Source organism: Agrobacterium sp. 16-2014-1-2a (assembly GCF_053522705.1).
This window is the reverse complement of record NZ_JBNWBX010000001.1, coordinates 842223-863335: the sequence shown is the minus strand read 5'-3', so window position 1 is coordinate 863335 and position 21113 is coordinate 842223. Positions and strand designations below refer to the sequence as shown.

The 21113-nt window shown below is 58.8% G+C and carries 20 protein-coding genes and 1 tRNA gene; 10 read left to right on the top strand and 11 right to left on the bottom strand.

Features of this window, described 5'->3' with window-relative positions; genetic code table 11:
• Nucleotides 1-108: 108 nt before the first annotated feature.
• Nucleotides 109-1353, bottom strand: a complete 1245-nt coding sequence (locus tag ACQZ45_RS04345) for an MFS transporter (protein WP_113291433.1) — start codon at nt 1351-1353, stop codon at nt 109-111.
• 235 nt (nt 1354-1588) lie between these two features.
• Between ACQZ45_RS04345 and ACQZ45_RS04340 the strand changes: the two genes are divergently transcribed.
• The 3 genes from ACQZ45_RS04340 (at nt 1589) to ACQZ45_RS04330 (ending at nt 4613) form a co-directional block, all read left to right on the top strand.
• Nucleotides 1589-2497 carry a diacylglycerol/lipid kinase family protein gene (locus ACQZ45_RS04340; RefSeq protein WP_113291434.1) on the top strand — a complete coding sequence of 303 codons (909 nt, stop codon included), beginning with the start codon at nt 1589-1591 and terminating at the stop codon, nt 2495-2497.
• Nucleotides 2498-2706: 209 nt separating this feature from the next.
• Nucleotides 2707-4083, top strand: coding sequence for an aspartate aminotransferase family protein (locus tag ACQZ45_RS04335; protein ID WP_038490419.1), 1377 nt, complete (start codon nt 2707-2709; stop codon nt 4081-4083).
• A 59-nt stretch (nt 4084-4142) separates the two neighbouring features.
• A complete protein-coding gene (locus ACQZ45_RS04330) occupies nt 4143-4613 on the top strand; it encodes an OsmC family protein (protein WP_113291435.1) in 471 nt (156 codons plus the stop codon).
• Nucleotides 4614-4825: 212 nt separating this feature from the next.
• Here the strand turns inward: ACQZ45_RS04330 and amn are convergent, their stop codons facing one another.
• From amn to ACQZ45_RS04305, 5 genes are all read right to left on the bottom strand, one after another.
• On the bottom strand, nt 4826-6331 hold the full coding sequence (gene amn, locus ACQZ45_RS04325) for an AMP nucleosidase (RefSeq protein ID WP_003512205.1): 1506 nt from the start codon (nt 6329-6331) through the stop codon (nt 4826-4828).
• Nucleotides 6332-6433: 102 nt separating this feature from the next.
• The gene (locus ACQZ45_RS04320; protein ID WP_003509979.1) at nt 6434-6607 is read right to left on the bottom strand and encodes a hypothetical protein; all 174 of its coding nucleotides are present in this window, start codon (nt 6605-6607) and stop codon (nt 6434-6436) included.
• Nucleotides 6608-6617: 10 nt separating this feature from the next.
• Nucleotides 6618-6800 (bottom strand): hypothetical protein, encoded by a 183-nt coding sequence (locus ACQZ45_RS04315; protein ID WP_013635780.1) that lies wholly within the window; start codon nt 6798-6800, stop codon nt 6618-6620.
• A gap of 159 nt (nt 6801-6959) precedes the next feature.
• Nucleotides 6960-7556, bottom strand: coding sequence for a hypothetical protein (locus ACQZ45_RS04310; protein WP_113291437.1), 597 nt, complete (start codon nt 7554-7556; stop codon nt 6960-6962).
• A gap of 121 nt (nt 7557-7677) precedes the next feature.
• Entirely contained in the window at nt 7678-8016 is a 339-nt protein-coding gene (locus tag ACQZ45_RS04305) for a DUF2147 domain-containing protein (RefSeq protein ID WP_038490428.1), read from the bottom strand.
• A gap of 481 nt (nt 8017-8497) precedes the next feature.
• Between ACQZ45_RS04305 and ACQZ45_RS04300 the strand changes: the two genes are divergently transcribed.
• Nucleotides 8498-8764: an SEL1-like repeat protein gene (locus ACQZ45_RS04300; RefSeq protein WP_113291527.1), complete on the top strand. Its 267-nt coding sequence runs from the start codon at nt 8498-8500 to the stop codon at nt 8762-8764.
• A 408-nt stretch (nt 8765-9172) separates the two neighbouring features.
• On the opposite strand, the gene ACQZ45_RS04295 is transcribed toward ACQZ45_RS04300, so the two are convergent.
• Together ACQZ45_RS04295 and ACQZ45_RS04290 are read right to left on the bottom strand one after the other, a co-directional pair.
• Complete coding sequence (locus ACQZ45_RS04295; RefSeq protein WP_013635783.1) at nt 9173-10285, bottom strand: pyridoxal phosphate-dependent aminotransferase; 1113 nt, start codon at nt 10283-10285, stop codon at nt 9173-9175.
• Nucleotides 10286-10444: 159 nt separating this feature from the next.
• The gene (locus ACQZ45_RS04290) at nt 10445-10792 is read right to left on the bottom strand and encodes a hypothetical protein (protein ID WP_013635784.1); all 348 of its coding nucleotides are present in this window, start codon (nt 10790-10792) and stop codon (nt 10445-10447) included.
• 328 nt (nt 10793-11120) lie between these two features.
• On the opposite strand from ACQZ45_RS04290, the gene ACQZ45_RS04285 reads away from it, so the two are divergent.
• Together ACQZ45_RS04285 and ACQZ45_RS04280 are read left to right on the top strand one after the other, a co-directional pair.
• On the top strand, nt 11121-12338 hold the full coding sequence (locus tag ACQZ45_RS04285; protein WP_003512213.1) for an NAD(P)/FAD-dependent oxidoreductase: 1218 nt from the start codon (nt 11121-11123) through the stop codon (nt 12336-12338).
• 7 nt (nt 12339-12345) lie between these two features.
• Nucleotides 12346-13146, top strand: coding sequence for an aldolase/citrate lyase family protein (locus ACQZ45_RS04280; protein WP_003512214.1), 801 nt, complete (start codon nt 12346-12348; stop codon nt 13144-13146).
• A gap of 3 nt (nt 13147-13149) precedes the next feature.
• Here ACQZ45_RS04280 and ACQZ45_RS04275 read toward each other — a convergent pair whose 3' ends face one another.
• Entirely contained in the window at nt 13150-13326 is a 177-nt protein-coding gene (locus ACQZ45_RS04275) for a hypothetical protein (protein ID WP_192810515.1), read from the bottom strand.
• Nucleotides 13327-13420: 94 nt separating this feature from the next.
• On the bottom strand, nt 13421-13762 hold the full coding sequence (locus ACQZ45_RS04270; RefSeq protein WP_003512218.1) for a hypothetical protein: 342 nt from the start codon (nt 13760-13762) through the stop codon (nt 13421-13423).
• A gap of 163 nt (nt 13763-13925) precedes the next feature.
• On the opposite strand from ACQZ45_RS04270, the gene ACQZ45_RS04265 reads away from it, so the two are divergent.
• From ACQZ45_RS04265 to ACQZ45_RS04255, 3 genes are all read left to right on the top strand, one after another.
• Nucleotides 13926-14016 (top strand) — tRNA-Ser (locus tag ACQZ45_RS04265).
• 778 nt (nt 14017-14794) lie between these two features.
• Nucleotides 14795-15835, top strand: a complete 1041-nt coding sequence (locus ACQZ45_RS04260; RefSeq protein ID WP_003512221.1) for a porin — start codon at nt 14795-14797, stop codon at nt 15833-15835.
• Nucleotides 15836-16440: 605 nt separating this feature from the next.
• The gene (locus tag ACQZ45_RS04255) at nt 16441-17487 is read left to right on the top strand and encodes a porin (RefSeq protein WP_003512223.1); all 1047 of its coding nucleotides are present in this window, start codon (nt 16441-16443) and stop codon (nt 17485-17487) included.
• A gap of 145 nt (nt 17488-17632) precedes the next feature.
• Here the strand turns inward: ACQZ45_RS04255 and ACQZ45_RS04250 are convergent, their stop codons facing one another.
• Nucleotides 17633-19705, bottom strand: a complete 2073-nt coding sequence (locus ACQZ45_RS04250) for a lytic transglycosylase domain-containing protein (protein ID WP_041694347.1) — start codon at nt 19703-19705, stop codon at nt 17633-17635.
• Between the two features lie 387 nt (nt 19706-20092).
• Here ACQZ45_RS04250 and dapA point away from each other — a divergent pair, with 387 nt between their 5' ends.
• Entirely contained in the window at nt 20093-20977 is an 885-nt protein-coding gene (gene dapA, locus ACQZ45_RS04245) for a 4-hydroxy-tetrahydrodipicolinate synthase (protein WP_019565353.1), read from the top strand.
• Nucleotides 20978-21113: the final 136 nt, after the last annotated feature.

Genomic DNA, 21113 nt, shown 5'->3' with positions numbered 1-21113 from the left:
CCGTGTTGCGCCCGAAACCAAAAAGAGTCAAGCGAGCCGATCGTGAAATTTCCGTAAGGTTTATTGCAGGTGCCGGAACGGGTGTTGCGGCCGCTGAAAAACCGGCTTTCAGCCGGCTTTTGCGCGCCGTTCGACGGTGACGGACACAAGGAAAACGACAAGCCCGAGAAGCGAAAGAACAGCGCCCACATAACCGGTGGAGGCATATCCATAGCCCATGGCGATGACCATGCCGCCAAGCCATGCGCCGAGCGCGTTGGCGATGTTGAAGGCGGAGTGGTTGGAGGCAGCCGCAAGCGTCTGCGCATCCGCTGCCACATCCATCAGCCGCGTCTGCACGGCGGGGCAGGCGGCAAAACCGCAGCCGATCAGGAAGACGCAGAGACACATCATGAACGGGTCATGCGCCGTTATGCCGAACACGGCCATGACCACCACGTTAAAGGCGAGCATGCCGCCGATCGTGCCGTTGAGCGAGATATCGGCCAGCCGCGAGCCGACCACATTGCCGACATTCATGCCGATGCCGAAGAGGGCGAGCACCATGGAGACGGTGGAAACCGGCATCATCGCGACATCGGTGGTGGTCTTGGCGATATAGCTGAAAACCGAGAACATGCCGCCGAAACCGACCGATGCGATGGCGAGCGTCAGCCACACCTGCACGCGGCGGAAAGCCCCGAGTTCACGCCAAATGCTGGCACCTTCCTCTACCCTGTCGCGCGGCTGGAACAGCCACAGCAGGGCGACTGTCAACAGCCCGATGCCGCCCACCAGCATGAAGGCTGCGCGCCAGGAAAGCATCTGCCCGAAGAAAGTGGCAAGCGGCGTTCCAAGCAGCGTGGCGATGGTGAGGCCGAGCATGACGCGGCCAACGGCGCGGGCACGTTTGTGGATTGGCGCCATGGAGGCGGCCACCAGCGCTGCAACGCCGAAATAGGCGCCGTGCGGCAGGCCGGTGATGAAGCGCAGCACGGTGAAGCTCAGGAAATCAGGTGCGACGGCGCTCAAGATATTGCCGAGCGCGAAAAGTCCCATGAGGCCGAGAAGCAGGGTGCGCCGCGTCATGCGCGCAGCCAGCACCGCGATGATGGGAGCGCCGATGACGACACCCAGCGCATAGGCCGTGATGACGTAACCTGCCTGGGGCACCGTGACGCCATAGGTCGTTGCGACGTCAGGCAGCAGGCCCATGATGGCGAATTCGCCGGTGCCGATTCCGAAACCGCCGGCGGCAAGCGCCAGTTCGATGAGTGCGACGGCAAACGGCGTCAGTGCCACGGCAGGCCTTGCCGCAACAACGGTTTCACTCTCCGCCTCGAGGCGGGCTTCCGACAAATTCGAATGGCTCATTGCGACCTGAAAAGGGGGAGGACCCCACAGAAAAAAGGGCAAGACCGTATGGGAACGGCCTGCCCTGACTGGAGATGCGCGGTCATGAAAATGACCTTAAGTGATATCTAACATGAAATGATGCATTGCGGTAGAGCGATTCTCGGCAAAAGAGCATCTTCACGCGATGGTGTTTGGAACCCTATATAACCCCAAGCATTTACGCGCGGCTGCCTCACAGGATCAGGTTGGAAATATGAAGCTCATTGCAATTTTCAATCGTGACGGCGGCACCTTCCGCACCACGGATATGGATGCCTATTGCGACCACGCCCGCGAGGTCTTTTCCCGCGCCGGCCACACGATCGACTGCCGCGTGGTCTCCGGCAAGGAAGTTGTCGAGGAGATGGAACGCGCCGCCGATGAGCCTGATATCGAAGGCATCATTGCCGGCGGTGGTGATGGAACGATTTCGGCCGCTGCCGGTATCGCCTGGAAACACGGCATCGCGCTCGGTATCGTACCGGCCGGCACCATGAACCTGTTCGCCCGCTCGCTGAAGCTGCCGCTCGATATCCGCCAGGTCCTGGAGACACTGGCGAATGGCGAGATCGCCAATGTCGATATCGCCAGCGCCAACGGCCGTCTTTTCGTCCACCAGTTTTCCGCAGGCCTGCATTCGCGCATGGTGCGCTATCGCAACAACCTCGCCTTCGCCTCCCGCCTTGGCAAGATCAAGGCAAGCGTCCGCGCCGCCATCAGCGTCATTCTCAATCCGCCGGTCTTCGAGGTGGAATATACGGTCAATGGCAAGACGCAGCGCCGCAAGGTGTCAGCAATTTCCGTCTCCAACAATGAATTCGGGCAGAACTCGCTTCTGGTCGCGGATAATGTCTCGGGCGGCCATCTCGGCTTCTATCTCACCGATCCCCTGCGCCCCTCGGGCGTCGCAAGGCTCGCCTTCGACATCCTGCGCGGCAAGCTGAAGGAAAACGCTGCTGTAACGGCCACGACCGTCACGGGTGTGGAACTTCATTTCCCCAAGAAGCGCCATGACGTGCGCTGCGTCATCGATGGCGAATTGCTGCCGATGGAGCGCGACGTGGCACTTGAAGTCCATGCCGGCGAATTGAAGGTGCTGGTGGGGCGAGGGGGCTTGGCGTAGCGCACCACCTCGATAACGGTGCAATCGAACCTGCTTCAAGATAGCGGCGTATTTCTTCGCCCGGTGGGGAGAAGTAACAAGCGGCAAGGCCGACTCATCGTCTCGATCCCCCAAAAAACGCCAGTCTTGCCAAATCGAAGCCGCCCGGCCATGTTCGGTTGGGTGCGGCTCCGGAAGGCGCCGTCGTCTTTGCGGGAGTGCGACCTGTCATGAATGAAGTCTCCAAGCCGGTGTCCAACCTTGCCGCCATCGATGCCGCCCATCACCTGCACCCCTTTTCCGATATGGGTAAGCTGAACGCGAGCGGCACCCGCATCATCGAGCGTGCAGAAGGCGTCTTCATCTATGACAGCACCGGCAAGAAGTATCTCGACGCCTTTGCCGGACTATGGTGCGTCAATATCGGTTACGGACGCCGCGAGATCGCCGATGTCGTGCAGCGCCAGATGAACGAACTGCCCTATTACAACGCCTTTTTCGGCACTACGACACCATCAGCCACACTTCTGGCTCAGAAGATCGCTTCCCGTGCCGGGCCGAAGATGAACCATGTGTTCTTCACCAATTCCGGTTCGGAAGCCACGGACACCTGGTTTCGCATGGCGCGGGTCTACTGGAAGGCGCTCGGCCATCCGACGAAGACCAAGGTGATCGCTCGCCGCAACGGCTATCACGGCTCTACGGTCGCCGGCGCTTCGCTCGGCGGCATGAAGTGGATGCACGAGCAGGGCAATCTGCCGATCGAGGGTATCGCCCATATCGGCCAACCCTATTGGTATGCGGAAGGCGGCGATCTCTCACCCGCGGAATTCGGCCTGAAGGTGGCCCGCGAACTGGAAGCGAAGATAGACGAGCTCGGTGAAGAGAATGTCGCGGCTTTCGTGGCGGAACCCATTCAGGGCGCCGGTGGGGTCATTGTGCCACCGGAAACCTACTGGCCGGAAATCGCCCGCATCTGCAAGGCGCGCAACATTCTGCTGGTGTCCGACGAGGTGATCTGCGGTTTCGGCCGCCTCGGTTCCTGGTTCGGCTACCAGCATTTCGGCGTGGAGCCGGACCTCGCGCCCGTCGCCAAGGGCCTGTCATCCGGTTATCTGCCGATTGGCGGCGTCCTCGTTTCCGACCGCGTGGCGGAGGTGATGTTGTCCGAGGTCGGTGATTTCAACCATGGCTTCACCTATTCCGGCCACCCCGTCTGCGCCGCGGCTGCTCTGGAAAATATTCGTATCATCGAGGATGAGGGGCTGGTGGAACGGGTGCGGGATGATATCGGCCCTTATTTTTCGCAAGGCTGGAAAAGCCTCACCGACCACGAGTTGGTGGGTGAGGCAGTGAATGTCGGCCTCATGGGTGGCCTGCAGCTTGCGGCCGACAAGGCGACCCGCAGGCGTTTTGCCAAGCCGGATGACATCGGCACCGCCGTGCGCAACCATTGCCTGGCAAACGGCCTCGTCATGCGTGCCACCGGCGACCGCATGCTGGCATCACCGGCGCTGACGATCAGCCGCTCGGAGGTGGACCAGATCATCGAGACTCTGCGAAAGGGGCTCGATCACCTGCGCGATACACCAGAGCATTTCCAATAAAAGCGCGTAGTTGTTTTACGTCCGGGAAATGCGACAAAAAACTCTAAGGGAGAAATGAAATGGCAGGACAGGAACATCACTATGCCGTTCAGGTGAAGTGGACCGGCAATCGCGGCAAGGGTACCTTGGGATACCGTGACTATGAACGCGACTACACGATTTCCACGTCCGGGAAAGCGGATATCGCCGGCTCTTCAGATCCCGCCTTTCGCGGCGATGCCTCCCGCTGGAACCCGGAAGACCTGCTGGTTGCCTCGCTCTCGGCCTGCCACAAGCTATGGTACCTGCATTTCTGCTCCGTCAACGGCATCATCGTTGAAGACTACGTCGACAATGCCGAAGGCACGCTGGTTATGGAAAAGGACGGCGCCGGGCAGTTCAGCGAGGTGGTGTTGAAACCGGTCATCACCATCTCGAAGGGTGATCTTGCGCGGGCTGATGAGCTGCACCACGATGCCCACGACAAATGCTTCATCGCCCGGTCGGTGAATTTTCCCGTGCGTGTGGAGGGGACGGTGAAGGTGGTTTGAGACGGATGTAGGTGCTTCCCCAGCGCGCCTAGCGGATTATTTTGCTCGGCCCGAATTCAACGTCATCCTCCGGCTTGACCCGAGGATCCATAGTCGACCGGTGGTGGATCCTCTGGTCAAGCCGGAGGATGACGACGGAGAGGTTTCCAGCCTTTGCAGCGCCTCAAGGTGTCTGAGCAACATCACCACCTTGAGGACATGGATGCGCAAATTTACTGGAACGCCGTCTCGTAGAAGCTTCTGAGCTTGCGCGAATGCAGCGTTTCCGTTGGCATGGCGGCGAGTTTCTGCACGGCGCGGATGCCGATCTGCAGATGCTGGGCAACCTGCGTGCGGTAGAACTCCGTCGCCATGCCCGGCAGCTTCAATTCGCCGTGCAGCGGCTTGTCGGAGACACAGAGGAGGGTGCCGTAGGGCACGCGGAACCGGAAGCCGTTGGCCGCGATGGTGGCCGATTCCATGTCGAGTGCGATGGCGCGCGATTGCGACAGGCGCTTGACCGGGCCCGCCTGGTCGCGAAGCTCCCAGTTGCGGTTGTCGATCGTGGCGACGGTGCCGGTACGCATGATGCGCTTCAGCTCGAAGCCCTCGTAACCGGTGACTTCCGCAACCGCACCTTCCAGCGCCAGCTGCACTTCCGCCAGAGCCGGGATCGGCACCCAGACCGGCAGGTCGTCGTCCAGAACGTGATCCTCACGCACATAGGCGTGTGCCAGCACATAATCGCCAAGGCGCTGGCTGTTGCGCAGGCCGGCGCAATGGCCAACCATCAGCCAGGCATGCGGGCGCAGCACGGCGATATGGTCGGTGATCGTCTTGGCGTTGGAAGGGCCAACGCCGATATTGACCAGCGTAATGCCGGCATGGCCCTTTTTCTTCAGGTGATAGGCTGGCATCTGCGGCAGGCGGCCAAGCACCGCATCCGTGTCCGGCCTGTCGGAGCCAGCGGGGGTGATGATGTTGCCCGGCTCCACGAAGGCCGTGTAGCCTTCGCCACCATTCTTCATCAACTGCCGCGCCCATGCGGCGAATTCGTCGATATAGAACTGGTAGTTGGTGAACAGCACGAAGTTCTGGAAATGGCTGGCGCTCGTTGCCGTATAATGGCTGAGGCGGGCCAGCGAATAATCGATGCGCTGCGCGGTGAACGGCGCAAGCGGCGCGGGTTCGCCGGGCACCTGATCATATTCGCCATTGGCGATGAGATCGTCGGTGTTGTTGAGATCGGGCGTGTCGAAAAGATCGCGCAACGGCACGTCGGACAGCGAGGATGCCGCCGCCGCCTCGACATAAGCGCCTTCGCCGAAGGCGAAATGCAGCGGAATGGGCGTGGCCGATTCGGCAACCGTCACCGGAACGCCGTGGTTCTTGATCAGAAGCCCCAGCTGCTCTTTCAGGTAGTGGCGGAAAAGCTCCGGCCGGGTGATCGTCGTCGTATAGACGCCGGGGGAGGTGACATGGCCATAGGAAAGGCGCGAATCGACATGACCGAAAGTGGATGTCTCGAGGCTGACCTGCGGATAACAGGCGCGGTAGCGGCCGGTAATCGGGGCACCCTTGGCAAGTTCGGTGAAGGAGTTGATGAGGAACGCCGTATTGCGTTCGTAAAGCGCGGTCAAAGCCTCGACAGCTTCTTTCGGGTCCGTGAACGTCTGCGGCGCGAAAGGCTCGGGGCTGATGAAGGAGAAGGGCGGAATCGTTCGTTTTGCTATTGTCATGGCCCATTATAGGAGGCCTATTTCGACAGGCAAGCGACAGAAATACGAAGAAACTGAAAAGAAACGGAAAAATGGCTGCGGCAAAGGGCGGGCGGTGAAATCTCAGCCGAGCGCGCCGCGTTGCAGGCTCATCAGCAGCACGAAACCCGCGCCTTTGGATGCCGGGCGGGGATCTGCCTTGTAAACTGCAAGTCCCGCCACCGGGCCTAGAAAGATCGATGCCATCAGCACCAGTCTCAGTGCGGAAAACAGGCCGTTGGAAAAGCTCGTCGTCATCGGCCGGTCCTCACAGCACGACGGGGCAATTGGCGGCGGGTGCCGGGCTGTGCTGGCAGGCAAGCGCCGCACCTGCATTCACCCGCTGAAAGCTGCGGTTGGGATTAACGACGAGCGAGGCGAAGGACATGGCGAAGATCGCCATGAGAAACGCGAAGATTGCCAGCCGGCTGATCAACTTTGTCATGTCCATTCCCCTTTATTGGAGTTCATGGACAGAGTTTTGCCACACTCGGACTGAACGGACCCTGAGACCCCGGTTCATATGGTGTTCAGGGAGATTAACGGGATACTTCCAGTGTGAATTAGGGCGGTGGCTGGCTTCAGCGGCCTCAAATTGCCTTCTTTTGCATCACGCCGGAGAAGCTACCGCACGGGCTGTGAGTTCGTTGACGAGGCCATCGAATGCTTCGGGATTGGCGATGTCGACGATCGGAACGTGATGGTGTCGCGCGGATGCCAGCATTTCGGTATTTTCGCGCAGGGACCGCTCAATGAAGGCGTCCATGATCCGGCGCTGGCCCGCCGTCGCATCTTTATATTCTGCATGCGCGCGCATTCTGTCGGAGAGAAAGTCATTCTGTGCGTGAAGAAAGACCCCGGCAACCGTTCTGCCCAGCAGGGGCGCTATAAATTCCGGCCGCAATGCCGCGCCCTCGAAGATGACGATATTGCCGGTGCCTGTCTTGCTGTCGATCAGCCCGCGCACAAGCGGCCAGATATTCTGGTGATGCACCTTCAGAAACCAATGGATCGTTTCTGCCGACAGCTGCCTGTAATATTCCTCCACAGGCGCGGGTACGCCCGGCCATGGCCTCCCGGGGTGGCGTGCCAGGCTGTCGGTTGAAATTGCCTCGCAGTGGAGTTTTTCGCTTAACAGGCCGGCTAGGGTGCTTTTGCCGACATGGGACGTACCCGAAATCAGGATTATGGAAAGGGTGGCAGGCATGCGTCGCTCTTAAGAGTGTTCGTTCGGGCCGCGACGATACATCAACGGATATATGCGTTACACATGACGTCCGTCTGCGACGACGGACAGGCTGTTACAAGCCTGTCCGCCGCATCTTATCTCACAACCGCGTCCAGGTCTGGGATTTGCACAGGATTTTCAGCACGCAGCCCTTCATGCTCAGCGAATTGCCGGAAACGGTGCCGGAGCCGCTATAGGTCTTGTCATTGGCGGGATCGGTAATATCGCCCGAATAGCTGTTTCCCTTGCCGGAAAGCTTGCCGATCTGTTTTCCCGCATGTTTGCCTGTCTTCAGCGTCACGCAGAAAGCTGCGCCGCAGGGGCCGATTACGGCTGTCTCGCCGCTCGCCGTCTTCCAGTTGCCTTCAATGGGCTCAGCAGCAAGAGCAAGGTTGCTGCCGATCAGCAGGCCTGCGGCAATCATCATCACACGCTTCATAAAAACTCCTCCGTCCATGTCGCGCTTTCTTTGCCCGTTTCGTCCTCCGCACGGGCATGCGGATAGTATTTGACGTTCACGTAAAAGGAAACAGAAAATTCCAGCTGCGAGACGGCATTTGCGTCGGTCAGGAGAGTGGGAGAGGGGCAATTCGAAAAACCGTTGTTTGGATCGTGGTGAATGAAGGGTTGAAATCCAATTCTAAAGTTTTCGTAAAATTCGCTCGAAAGTCCTTAATTTCCGCACCTCGTGATATTTAACAAAAACCCAATTTTACCAATCGTTTGCAGTTTGTTTGCGGCCCATTAATCATGCCTTTTAAGCGCCCGTTGAAAGCCTCATGACATATTGGGGTCATCAAAAGCGCAGGGAAAACCTGCCGGCCGGAAGAACAAAAAAGCCGCGAAAGACGGCAGTTCCAAAGGTTAGCCTCGACAAGAAGGCAATTGATGAAACAGGCGAGAAGACAGGGATTAAAACGATGGCACGCTTTGAAATTCGCGATATCGAAATGGCAGTTTCCGGTGGCGAAACCCGCGCCGACACCCTTTGCAATCTCGGCCTGGTCTATGCGACCGGCCGGGGATGCAAGGTGGATCTGGTCGCGGCCCACAAATGGCTCAACATCGCCGCGATCCGCGGATCGGAAAGAGCCGCTTCGCTGCGAGCAGATCTTGCTCGCAACATGACCAAGGCGGAACTGGCCGAAGCGCTGCGTGCCGCACGCGACTGGATGACGATGCACTGACGCACCTTATCCGCGACAGAATTTCCGGTCCGGTTCCCTCCAGTCCCGATGACCGGTACAAACGAAAGTAAACCCGAAGGGGAATGCGGCGAGGGCTTTGAAAAGGAGCTTTTGCGCTGACACATCAAACCGCGACCGGCAGGAACAAGGCCGGCGCGGTTTTCTTATGTCTGGCGATGTCGGTTGATGGAAAACGATTCGCGAACAGTGGTTTGTCAGAGGATGTTGAATCGATGCACGCAATGGTCGATCGCACCATATGCCGCCTGGCTCGCCACCCTCATCCCTTTGCCTGCCACGGGGATCCAGCCGGCACACGTCCGTGTGGCGAAAGACTCCTCTCAGCCCAAGGACTTGGGCTGGCTGGATTCCTGTGACAAGAACAGGAATGAGAAGGCACGCGAAACCTCAACCCAGCGCCTTGATAACCTTCGGCAATGCCTGTTCAAAAAGATCAAGCTTGTCATCAGGTCCCACACTCACACGAATGCAGCGGTTGAGCGGCGCCACGCCCGGCATGCGGATGAACACGCCATGTTCCATCAAGCCGTCGACGATGGCGCGGGCGTAAGTGCCGTCGCGCTGGCAATCGATGGTGACGAAATTGGTTGCCGACGGCAGGGGCGAGAGGCCGTTACTGCGGGCAATCGCGGAAATGCGATCTCGAGCCACCGCAATTTTTCCAACGACGTCATGCAGATAGGCCTGATCCTTCAGCGCCGCCAATGCGCCGGCGACCGAAACGCGTGCCATGCCGAAATGATTGCGGATCTTGTCGAAGGCTTCGACATTGCCGAGCGTGCCGATGGCATAACCCACGCGGGCGCCGGCAAGCCCATAGGCTTTCGAGAAAGTCCGCATGCGCAGGATGTTCGGTTGGCCGATAAGGGCGTCGATGCTTGGCACGGCGCTGGCAGGTGCGGTCTCGCAATAGGCCTCGTCCAGAATGAGCAGGCAGGTTTCCGGCAGCGCACGGGCAAAGGCCACGACCTCGCTTGCCTCCCACCAGCTTCCCATCGGATTGTCGGGATTGGCGAAATAGACCAGCGGTGCATTTTCCCGGATGACGAGATCGAGAAGCCCGTCGAGGTTCTCGTGATCGTCGACATATGGCGTGGTCACGAGTTTTCCGCCAAAGCCGTTCACATGGTAATTGAAGGTAGGATAACCGCCGAGCGAGGTGACCACCGGCGTGCCCGGCTCAACGATTAGCCTGGCGATCTCACCCAGCAAACCATCGACACCGCCGCCAATAGCGATATTGCCACGCGAAACGCCGTGGTGGATGGCGAGTGCTTCCTTCAGTTCGAAATTTTCCGGATCGCTGTACATCCAGGTCTCGGCCGCCGCATCCCGCATGGCCATAAGCACGGATGGGGCAGGACCGAACCCGCTTTCATTGGCGCCTATCCGCGCTTCCACCTTCAGGCCGCGGCCCCGCTCGATGGCTTCCGGGCCGACGAAGGGAACGGTTGAAGGAAGAGAGACGGCAAGCGGCGTAAGACGTGAGAAAGCGGACATTGGCTGAGATTTCCAGTACCTGTTTGAAAACCCGGCACACAATAGGTGCAAAAAAACCGGACGCAAGTCGCGCCCGGTTTCCGGATGGCTGTTTTGGAACAGTTTTTTCCACCGTCGCGCCGTGAGAGAAAAACTCGGCCGCGAATCGGCCGATGCGGCTCAGACGCTGGTCTCGAAACTCAGCCTGCGCACATGGTGCAGGAACTCCGCGTCGATCAACATGTTGAATCCGATGGTGACCTTTTCCTCTTCCCTGCGGATCAGGTTGCAGCCGATCTCATCGCGAATGCCGAGAATTTCCAGATAGAAATTAGTGGGCATCTCCAGATGAGGGCTGACCTCGATCTCTGCGCCGTAAAGCGAGATGCTGCGCACCAGGCAGCGCATGGTATCCTTGGCGCTGAGGTGATGCCCGATGAAGGTGATCTTTCCGGGCCGGTCGATCTGAAACTTCTCGTATTGCTCGTCCTGCGGGACGCTTTGACGGTGATCAATATGTAAAGCCATGACAACCTCCCGGATTGCCTTTTCCTGATGCCGATTTTAACGCGGCTTCCTTGCCAGTGCGTGAAGGAAATCCGCGCAATTGTCTGTTGTGCGTCTCGACATGGGCCAGACCGCCTGTCGGAAGCCGATGTTTCCCTTGAGGAAATGCATCCGGCTCCTTCCGGTTGCAAGGGTGTCGCAGTCTGGGGTGATAATGTGTCATGCTTGCACCGGGCTGGTGGCGCTGTACGGTTGACGCGGGCCGTACTTGGCGTTACGCCTGATCCCGCAATATGGCTTCGCAGGGTGCGGCAAATCTGCCCATTGGCGATTGTTCTGGGAGTGAAATGTGGCGGGAAGGCTGGTAATCGTCGGGGCGGGGCAGGCCGCTTTCGCGCTGGCGGCAAAGCTCAGGGCGCTGAAGGATGAGCGCCCCATCACCATAATCGGCTCGGAGGATGCCTATCCTTATCAACGGCCGCCACTGTCGAAAAAATACCTTTTAGGCGAGATGAGCTTCGACCGGCTGATGTTTCGGCCTGAGGAGTGGTACGCGGAAAACAATGTCGATATCCGGCTCTCCACCTTCGTGGAGGAGATAGACCGCGCTGCCAAATCCGTTCGCATGCAGGATGGCAGCACGCTTTCCTACGACAAGCTGGTACTGGCGACCGGTGCTGCACCCCGCGAGCTGCCCGCCAGCATCGGTGGCGATCTCGAAGGTGTTCTGACCGTTCGCGACAAGCGCGATGCTGACCGGCTGTTTGAGGAAATGAAACCCGGCCGCAGGCTGCTGGTTATCGGTGGTGGTTATATCGGTCTGGAAGCGGCAGCCGTCGCCCACAAGCTCGGTCTCGAGGTCACGCTGATCGAAATGGCCGACCGCATTCTCCAGCGCGTGGCGGCAAAGGAAACCGCCGATATCATGCGCGGCATCCATCAGGAGCACGGCGTCTCCATCCGCGAAAAGACCGGCCTCGTGCGGCTCGTCGGCATGGCTGGCCGAGTAGCCGCTGCCGAGCTTTCCGATGGTTCGGTGCTTGACGTGGATTTCGTCATCGTCGGCATTGGCGTAACCCCGAACGATCGCCTTGCCCGCGAATCGGGCCTCGATGTCGGCAATGGCATCGTGGTGGATGAACACACCCGCAGCTCGGACAAGGATATCCACGCGGTGGGCGATTGCGCGTTGCTGCCGTGGCGGGGCCAGCTTGTGCGTCTCGAATCAGTCCAGAACGCGGTTGATCAGGCCGAGGCCGCCGCGCATGTACTGGCAGGCGCTGAAGTCGCCTATGATGCCAAACCCTGGTTCTGGTCTGATCAATACGAGGTGAAGCTGCAGATCGCCGGCTTCAACCTCGGTTATGACGAGACGGTGCTGCGGCCCGGCGCGCGCGAAGGCAGCTGGTCGGTCTGGTATTTCCGCGACGGGCGATTCGTGGCGGTCGACGCCGTCAACGATGCCAAGGCTTATGTTTCCGGCAAAAAACTGCTCGATACCGGCGCTGAGCCGGATCGCGCCATCCTGGCGGACCCGTCCGCCGATCTGAAATTACTGCTTTCCTGAGGACATCATGCCCGCTCCCGAAAATCGTTTCAAAACAGCCATCCACGCTGGCAGGCCGCAAATCGGTCTCTGGCTCGATATGGGTGAGGCCATCACGGCGGAAATTGCCGGAACAGCGGGTTTCGACTGGCTGGTCATCGATGGTGAGCACGGCCCGAACGATCTTCGCAGCATCATCGACCAATTGCGCGCTCTCGCCACATCGCCCGCCGAACCGGTGGTGCGTGTGCCCGTTGGCGAAAGCTGGATGATCAAGCAGCTGCTGGACGCAGGCGCCCGCACGCTTCTGGTGCCCATGGTCGATTCGGCGGCGCAGGCTGAAGCTTTGGTCAGCGCGATGCACTATCCGCCGCGCGGCATTCGCGGCATGGGGGCGGCGGTTGCCCGCGCCTCCGCCTTCAACACCATAACCGATTATGCCGACAGTGCGTCCGACAGCGTGTGCCTGCTGGTGCAGGCCGAAACGCGCGTCGCGATCAATGATCTCGACAATATTCTTGCGGTGGAAGGTGTGGACGGCATCTTCATCGGCCCGGCCGATCTTGCTGCGGATATGGGCTATCTCGGCAGGCTGGATGAGCCGGAAGTGCAGGCCGTAATCGAGGCAGCGATCGTCAAGATCGTCGCGGCCGGCAAAGCCGCTGGCATTCTCACCTTCAACGAGACCTTCAATCGCCGTTATCTGGAACTCGGCGCATCTTTCGTGGCTGTTGGCGCCGATGTTACGGAGTTTTCAAATACACTGCGTGCGCTTTCCAGCCGCTACAAGGGCGGGGCAGCGCCTGCGCCATCCAAATCCGGATATTGAGTCTTAGTCATCGTTGCTGGCGTTCAGCTTTTCCGGCGGAATGCCTTCTTCGCCGGAAGCGAGATAACCATTATTGATGAGTGCGGCGCGGACGATGCGCTGGATAGCCTCATCCCTGTCAATGCCGTGATCTCTCGCGAAATCCAACAATGCTTCTTCAAGATCGCTGCTAAACATCATTTCCGCCCCCGGTCGTCAATTCTCTGAAATAAATGCGAACAGGCAAGGCGGAACGTATCCCGCCTTGCCTGAATTCTAACCTCTAGTGCGGCAATCAGCGCCAGCGGTAAAGGCTGCTGTTCGAAGAACTCTGCTGCGTACCAGCGCCGACCGCATAACCGATCGCAAAGCCGAGTGCGCCGACGATCGTCAGCAGTGAGGTTGCAGTACCGGGGTTTTCCTTGACTGCTTCCACAACGTTCTGGCCCTGGGCGCGCACATTGCTTGCCGCCTTGCGAACGCGGCCACGAGCCTCATCCAGAAATTCGGATGCATCTTCACCAACGCCTTCCGCACGAGCGGAAACGGACTTGGAGAGAGACGAAATCTGCGAACGCAACTCCGCAATCTGGTTTTCGATCGTATCTTCGACAACATTCAGTTTGGTCTGAGCCATTAGAACACCTCTTTTTGTTACCGAAGCCAGAACGTGCCGGAAGAGAAGAAGTTCCCCAATCGCCCGCAAAGTTTCGCTGGCGGGTGTTCGGCCAACAGGTTTTTCGGCTTCTTGGCGAAAAACCCTTGCATTCATTTTTTTAAAGCAATAATCAGGCCGCACCGGAGAGGTGGCCGAGTGGTCGAAGGCGCTCCCCTGCTAAGGGAGTATACGTCAAAAGCGTATCGTGGGTTCGAATCCCATCCTCTCCGCCATTTCGGCACGAAGCCTGAAATTATAAATCTCCCTAAACAGCTACTTCTTCCAAGCAGACACCCAAAGCATGCGTTTCCGCATGCCAGTTCGTTCTTCAGCGCGTTTCGCGAAACTCCGGCCCCCAGCGATAAACCGCAGGATAGTGGAGAGAGCTAATGCGCCGACGCGATTCTGCCCCTCGTTTCTTGCAGGCAGTTACAAAGCACTCTGTACCCAAGTGACGCACACTCGTATCCCGCGCCGTTTTCGCGACTCGTCCCATAACGCTTGCGGACGCAATCGGCCAAACAATTGAAGTGCCGGAGCCTGCGAGCCGAATCGTTGATCGGGGAATCGGTGGCGAACAGCTCGGGTTTCACTGTTGTTTCTATGTGCGCACCAGGGTGCCATACTAAGGGTGGGGCTGGAACGGGGCAAAAGTTTCCGTCGCCCTTCCCCTGCGGGGCAAGGGATCTCTGAAAAGGCCTATAGTTTAGAAAGACCTTGTTAACCGCGCTAACTAACGGATTTTCAAGTCATTTCTTAACGCATGGTAAAGCCGCCTATGGGCCGTGTGCCCACTGTGTGCTGTTTCCGCAACAAACCGAAATGAAGCATGTACGTAAATGCGCTTTATCGGATGTTGGCGATTGCAAGCGGCGAAACCTTTTGTATTTTCACGACCAGAAGCGAGGCGGTGGATCGTTTGGCTTCTAAGAACACGGGAATGGGGCAGGGAATGCTGTCCTTCGGCAAAAGTACCCAGACCCACTTAAAAACTTTGACTGGAGGTCAATCATGAACATCAAGAGCCTTCTCATCGGCTCCGCTGCGGCTCTCGCAGCAGTATCCGGCGCTCACGCTGCCGACGCTATCGTCGCTGCTGAGCCTGAGCCCCTGGAATACGTTCGCGTTTGCGACGCTTTCGGCACCGGCTTCTTCTACATCCCGGGCACCGAAACCTGCCTGAAGTTCCAGGGTTACGTTCGTTTCCAGGTAGACTTCAAGAATGGTAACGGCACGAGCGCTGGCACCAACAACGGCGGCACGTCTGATTGGGACGCTTTCACGCGCGCTCAGTTCGAAGTTGACACCCGTACCGACACCGAACTCGGTGCTCTGCGTGGCTTCATCGGCTTCCGTGGCAATGCCGACAACGGTTCTGCTTCTGGTTCCAGCGTTTTCGTTGACCAGGCCTTCATCGAACTCGGCGGCCTGAAGGTCGGTAAGTTCTACAGCTGGTGGGACGATGGCCTTTCTGGCGAAACGGACGAGCTGTCTTCCAACGCTCTGTTCAACTCCATTCGTTACACCTACGACGCTGGCTCGTTCTGGGCAGGCGCTTCGGTTGACGAACTCGAAGGCATCTCTGTTGGTCCGTTCAACGAATCCGACAACAACGTTGGTGTTGCTCTCGGCGTTGGCGCCAAGCTCGGCGCTGCTTCCTTCCAGCTCATCGGCGGCTACGACACCGACCGCGAAAACGGCTCCGTTCGCCTGATCGCAACGGCTGACGTTGGTCCGGGCACGCTCGGTCTGGCCGGTGTTTGGGCTTCTGGCGCAAACGCTTACTACAACGTCTCCGAGTGGGCAGTTGCAGCTGAATATGCCATCAAGGCAACTGAAAAGCTGACGATCACCCCCGGCGCGCAGTACTATGGCAACTACGGCCTCGTTTCCTTCGACGACTTCTCGAACGACGACGGCTGGAAGGCTGGTCTGACGGTTGATTACAAGATCACCCAGGGCCTCTCCACGAAGATCGCTGTTAACTACGTTGACATCGACAACCGTGACGACCAGGTTACCGGTTTCGTGCGCCTTCAGCGTTCGTTCTAATCTGATCTGACATTGTCAGTGAAGGAAAGCCCGGCTCTCGAGCCGGGCTTTTTCATTTTCTGTCAATCTGCCCTCGGAAGGCGCGTGTGACGCATCACTGCAAAGGTGGTCAGCCACGATTGATTGCAGCGCTCCGAGTCCATTTTCTCTGACTGACGTCAGGCGGCGTCCATGGCTGCCGATTCGTTCAGTATCTCTTGCTTGGGCGCAATATATCAAGCGGGGCGGTGAGGCGGTTCCGAGCGCCGAGCGTGTCCAAATCTACAGCCCCGTAAATCGCTCTTTTGACAAGTTCGCGTGGCCTGATCGCGTCGATATCCTGCTTGCGGGCCGAGTCTAGCTCGCGAGGAAATTTTGCCATTCCTCGTAAGTATGTGAAATAAATAAGAAATTAACGACTCATTAAGAATTGGAGTTGGGGAAATTAGAATTGTAGCTATTTCGCAACAATGCAAAACTAAGGGCACCTTACTGTCTTCCTTTTGTCACGATTGCGATTGCCTGTCCGGCCGGTTTTGGCTCTAATCATCTCCATAAGCGGCACGCATCGATTTGTGTTTCCCACTCGCTGCTTAGAAGATTAAGCGTTTGACTGGAGGTCAACCATGAACATCAAGAGCCTTTTGATCGGCTCCGCTGCGGCTCTCGCAGCAGTATCCGGCGCTCACGCTGCCGACGCTATCGTCGCTGCTGAGCCTGAGCCCCTGGAATACGTTCGCGTTTGCGACGCTTTCGGCACCGGCTTCTTCTACATCCCAGGCACCGAAACCTGCCTGAAGTTCGGCGGTTACATCCGTTTCCAGACCGACTTTAATCGTGGTAACGGTTCAAGCGCAGGCACCGCTGCTGGCGGCACGTCTGACTGGGATTCGTTCACGCGCGCTCAGTTCGAAATCGACACACGCACCGACACCGAACTCGGCGCTCTGCGTGGCTTCATCGGCTTCCGTGGCAATGCCGACAACGGTACCGCTTCTGGTTCCAGCGTTTTCGTTGACCAGGCCTTCATCGAACTCGGCGGCCTGAAGGTCGGTAAGTTCTACAGCTGGTGGGACGACGATCTGAATGGCGAAACCGACATTCTGTCCACGAACACCCTGTTCAACTCGATCAAGTACACCTATGATGCAGGTTCTTTCCAGGCTGCTATCTCGGTTGACGAGCTTGAAGGCCAGTTCGGTCAGTTTCGTTACGATCCGGATAACAACGTAGGTATCGGTGGCATGATCGGCGGCAAGTTCGGCGCAGTTTCTGCCAACTTGATTGCCAGCTACGACTTCGATGCCGAGAACGTTGCGGTGCGCGGCATCCTGTTCGCAGACGTTGGTCCGGGCACGTTCGGCCTCGCAGGTGTATGGGCTTCGGGTGACAACGCTTACTACGCAAAGTCTGAATGGGCTGTTGCTGTTGAGTATGCTGTTAAGGCTACCGACCGCCTGACCATCACGCCCGGCTTCGAATATCTGAGCAAGCTCGACGTCAACCCGGTTGATGGTGACTTCGTTGGTGACCGTGATGCCTGGACCGCTGGTCTGACGGTTGACTACAAGATCACCGAAGGTCTGAGCACCAAGGTTACCGCAAACTACTACGACGAAGATGGCGCTGACGATCAGGTCACGGGCTTCGTTCGCCTTCAGCGTTCGTTCTAATCTGATCTGACATTGTCAGTGATGGAAAGCCCGGCTCTCGAGCCGGGCTTTTTCGTTTGAGTGCGGTAAATCCTGAAAACAAAAAAAGCACCGGGCCTGCCGGTGCTTCGATATTTTGACAGTAGTCAACTGATGAACCGGTCTTCTATCCCGCCCGCCCATGACGCAGGTCATCGACAATATCAGCCTGTTGCCCCAGCCTCGTCTTGTAGACCTGATAATTCTCCATCACCCGCTGCACGTAATTGCGGGTTTCGGGGAAGGGGATGCGCTCGATCCAGTCCACGACATCGTCGATAGGCTTGCCGCGGGGGTCGCCATAGCGGGCGATCCATTCCGGCACGCGTTTCGGGCCGGCATTATAGGCGATGAAGGTGAGGATGTAGGAGCCGCCGAAACTGTCGATCTGTTCGCCGAGATAATGTGCGCCGAGCGTGGCGTTATATCCGGCGTCGCTGGTCAGCATCGCCTGAGTGTAGGGCAAGCCGTGGCGCCCGGCCACGCCCTTGGCGGTTCCCGGCAACAATTGCAGTAGTCCGCGGGCATTGGCAGCGGAGACGGCGGCCGGGTTGAAGGCGCTTTCCTGCCGGGCGATGGCATAGGCAAGCGCCTTGCCGGAGCCGGCAATATTGGCACTGGCGGGAATGACACCGAGCGGATAGGCAAGGGCGGCCGCGTCGATGCCGCGGCTGAAGGCCGTCTTGCCGATTTGCAGTGATACCTGATGGTTGCCGTTGCCCTCCGCCCTTGCTGCAAGAATGGCAAGCTCGCCCGGGCTGTCGAGCTGATCTGCCAATGACCTGTAGAGGCTGTCGGCCCGCCAACCGTATCCTGCGGCTTCCAGCCTGTCGATGGCCCGCACCGCTTCGCGGCCAGCAAAGCGTTCACGGTCGGCAGCGCTCGGAGCAGGGTATGTGACGTTCAGCGTCTTTGCATCGATTCGTGCGGCGGCAAGCTGGCCGTAAAAGGTGCCGGAATGGGCAGCCGCCTTGGTGAAGAAATCGCGGGCGTTGCCCGGCCCGCCCACTTCCGCCGCCCGCCCAAGCCAATAATAAGCCCGCGAGGCGGAAAGTGGCCGGTTCGAGGTCTGCAAAAGGGTGTTGAAGTGGCGTGAGGCCGTCGCGGGATCGCGCAGTGCCCGCAACGCGTACCAGCCGGCATGGAATTCCGCATCGGCAACATCGACGGCTGATGTGGCCGAATGATTGGCGACGATGCGATAGGCTTCGGCAAAATCGCCGAGATCGGCGACGCCGCGCGCGATGATTCGCCGCTCGTTCCACCACTCGCCGGGATTGACGAGTTTTGCCGTGTCCTTCGGCGCCTGCTTTAAAAGTGCTGCGGCTTCCGGATATTTCTGCTGGTTGCGCAGATTTTCGATGCGCGCGAAGAGAAAAGCAGGGTCGCTGCGCAAGTTGGCGTCAACCTTGCCCAGCAGCGCCACGGCATTGCCTGAGCGCTGCAGCACGGCGGCCCAGGCATTGTAGAGCGATTGCGCCTTGCCGAGATCACCGAAACGTTTCGCCTGGCCGATTCGGCTGCGATACATCAGATAATCCATCCGCGCCTTGTGGTCGGCGGGCGTCAGATAAGTGGGGAACTCAGCAAGAACACGGTCTTCCATGTCCTTGTCCATGCCTTCGCTCACCCAGAGCTGGCGAATGAGGCGTTGTGCTTCCAAAGCCTTGCCGGAAGAGGTGAGGGCCTTGGCGAGCACAACGGTGCCCTCGGCTGTTTCCGGCCGGCCGCTGCCAAAAGCGGCGAGCACCTGGGGTGCCGGTGGATTTTCGCGGTAAAGCGCCTTTTCGGAATTGGCGCGCAGCGTCGCCGCACCCGGCCACCCCGCCAGTTCGCTCTGGGCTGTAGTGATTTCGGCGGAAGGCACGTCCTTCTGCCCGGAAATGGCAATCGCCCAGGTAAGAATATGCCGGTCGAGACTGCCTGTCTGCATGGCGTTGCGAAGGGCGATTGCGCGTGTCGTGTCGCGGCTGGAAAGCGCATCCAGTCCCGCTTTAAGCTGGCTTGCATCGTCAGGCCGGTTAAGGCGTGGTATGGCGCCGGTAATTTCGGGCGAGGCCGGCATGAAGGCGGGAACAGCAGGCGCATTCGGCTTCACATAGGGAAGCGGCACGGCAGCTTCCGGCACGGGGCCGGCCAGCGCGTTCCAAACGGTCGCGGCAAGACCTGCCGCCATCAATCCCCAAACTGTCTTTTTCATACCGCTCTTCATCACTGGACGGAAACAATCGACCTTCTTGTATTGTCGTTTCATTGCAGCGGGATTGCGAAATGCGCCAGTGCGTTGCACCTATGAGTTTCGCCTCAGATCCCGCTCTGGAATCTACGGAGACTGTGCTTAACGAAACCTTACTTTCCGCTCGGCACTCCAATCAACTTTTATTCACCGGTCTGCGAGCGGCGCAAAATTCCACCGCCTCGTTTTTTGCCTGCCGCGTGAGCTTCCGCGACTGTCACACTTCCGACAATTTCGGACAAAATAGGCTGCCTTTGCGCTTGTCGGCGCCAAGGGCTGGCACTAATGTGTGCCGGTTTTAACCATCGAATGCGGCCGAAGCATGAACCGGCTCGGCGCCAGGAGCTTTGTATGTTCAAGGGATCAATTCCCGCCCTCATTACCCCGTTTACGGACAATGGTGCCGTGGACGAACAGGCATTTGCCGCCCATGTGGAATGGCAGATTGCCGAAGGCAGCAACGGACTTGTGCCTGTGGGCACGACGGGGGAATCTCCAACCCTGTCCCATGACGAGCACAAACGTGTGGTCGAGCTGTGCATCGAGGTAGCGGCGAAACGGGTTCCGGTCATCGCGGGCGCTGGCTCCAACAATACCGATGAAGCGATCGAACTTGCCCTGCACGCGCAGGATGCCGGCGCGGATGCGCTGCTGGTGGTCACCCCCTATTACAACAAGCCGACGCAGAAGGGGCTTTTCGCCCATTTTTCCGCAGTTGCGGAAGCGGTGAAACTGCCGATCGTCATCTATAACATCCCGCCGCGTTCGGTGGTGGATATGTCGCCGGAAACCATGGGTGCGCTTGTGAAGGCGCACAGGAACATCGTCGGCGTCAAGGATGCGACGGGCAAGCTCGACCGCGTCTCCGAACAGCGGATTTCCTGCGGCAAGGATTTCATCCAGCTGTCCGGCGAAGATGGCACGGCGCTTGGCTTCAACGCCCATGGCGGCGTCGGCTGCATTTCGGTCAGCGCCAATGTTGCGCCACGCCTCTGTTCTGAATTCCAGGCGGCCATGCTTGCAGGCGACTACGCCAAGGCGCTGGAGTATCAGGACCGCCTGATGCCTCTGCACCGGGCCATCTTTATGGAACCTGGTGTCTGCGGCACAAAATATGCGCTTTCGAAGACCCGTGGCGGCAACCGCAAGGTCCGCTCGCCGTTGATGAGCACGCTGGAACCGGCAACGGAAGCGGCAATCGACGCGGCGCTGAAGCACGCCGGCCTGATGAACTGACGGACACCTGAAACCCGAAAGGCGCGCAATGGGACTGCTTCGCGACAGAAGCCGTTTCGCGCGCCTTTTCTTTTCGTAACGACGATACTAAATAGAAACGTGAAAACCGCTCGTGGCGGACAAGCCGCAGGCGCAA

Coding starts and splice junctions, on each gene's coding strand:
- ACQZ45_RS04270 (WP_003512218.1), bottom strand. CDS start 13,762: ATGGCTCAGACCAAACTGAATGTTGTCGAAGATACGATCGAAAACCAG.
- ACQZ45_RS04255 (WP_003512223.1), top strand. CDS start 16,441: ATGAACATCAAGAGCCTTTTGATCGGCTCCGCTGCGGCTCTCGCAGCA.
- ACQZ45_RS04330 (WP_113291435.1), top strand. CDS start 4,143: ATGGCAGGACAGGAACATCACTATGCCGTTCAGGTGAAGTGGACCGGC.
- ACQZ45_RS04310 (WP_113291437.1), bottom strand. CDS start 7,556: ATGCCTGCCACCCTTTCCATAATCCTGATTTCGGGTACGTCCCATGTC.
- ACQZ45_RS04295 (WP_013635783.1), bottom strand. CDS start 10,285: ATGTCCGCTTTCTCACGTCTTACGCCGCTTGCCGTCTCTCTTCCTTCA.
- dapA (WP_019565353.1), top strand. CDS start 20,093: ATGTTCAAGGGATCAATTCCCGCCCTCATTACCCCGTTTACGGACAAT.
- ACQZ45_RS04260 (WP_003512221.1), top strand. CDS start 14,795: ATGAACATCAAGAGCCTTCTCATCGGCTCCGCTGCGGCTCTCGCAGCA.
- ACQZ45_RS04280 (WP_003512214.1), top strand. CDS start 12,346: ATGCCCGCTCCCGAAAATCGTTTCAAAACAGCCATCCACGCTGGCAGG.
- ACQZ45_RS04290 (WP_013635784.1), bottom strand. CDS start 10,792: ATGGCTTTACATATTGATCACCGTCAAAGCGTCCCGCAGGACGAGCAA.
- ACQZ45_RS04275 (WP_192810515.1), bottom strand. CDS start 13,326: ATGATGTTTAGCAGCGATCTTGAAGAAGCATTGTTGGATTTCGCGAGA.
- ACQZ45_RS04340 (WP_113291434.1), top strand. CDS start 1,589: ATGAAGCTCATTGCAATTTTCAATCGTGACGGCGGCACCTTCCGCACC.
- amn (WP_003512205.1), bottom strand. CDS start 6,331: ATGACAATAGCAAAACGAACGATTCCGCCCTTCTCCTTCATCAGCCCC.
- ACQZ45_RS04320 (WP_003509979.1), bottom strand. CDS start 6,607: ATGACGACGAGCTTTTCCAACGGCCTGTTTTCCGCACTGAGACTGGTG.
- ACQZ45_RS04250 (WP_041694347.1), bottom strand. CDS start 19,705: ATGAAAAAGACAGTTTGGGGATTGATGGCGGCAGGTCTTGCCGCGACC.
- ACQZ45_RS04300 (WP_113291527.1), top strand. CDS start 8,498: ATGGCACGCTTTGAAATTCGCGATATCGAAATGGCAGTTTCCGGTGGC.
- ACQZ45_RS04345 (WP_113291433.1), bottom strand. CDS start 1,353: ATGAGCCATTCGAATTTGTCGGAAGCCCGCCTCGAGGCGGAGAGTGAA.
- ACQZ45_RS04305 (WP_038490428.1), bottom strand. CDS start 8,016: ATGAAGCGTGTGATGATGATTGCCGCAGGCCTGCTGATCGGCAGCAAC.
- ACQZ45_RS04335 (WP_038490419.1), top strand. CDS start 2,707: ATGAATGAAGTCTCCAAGCCGGTGTCCAACCTTGCCGCCATCGATGCC.
- ACQZ45_RS04315 (WP_013635780.1), bottom strand. CDS start 6,800: ATGGACATGACAAAGTTGATCAGCCGGCTGGCAATCTTCGCGTTTCTC.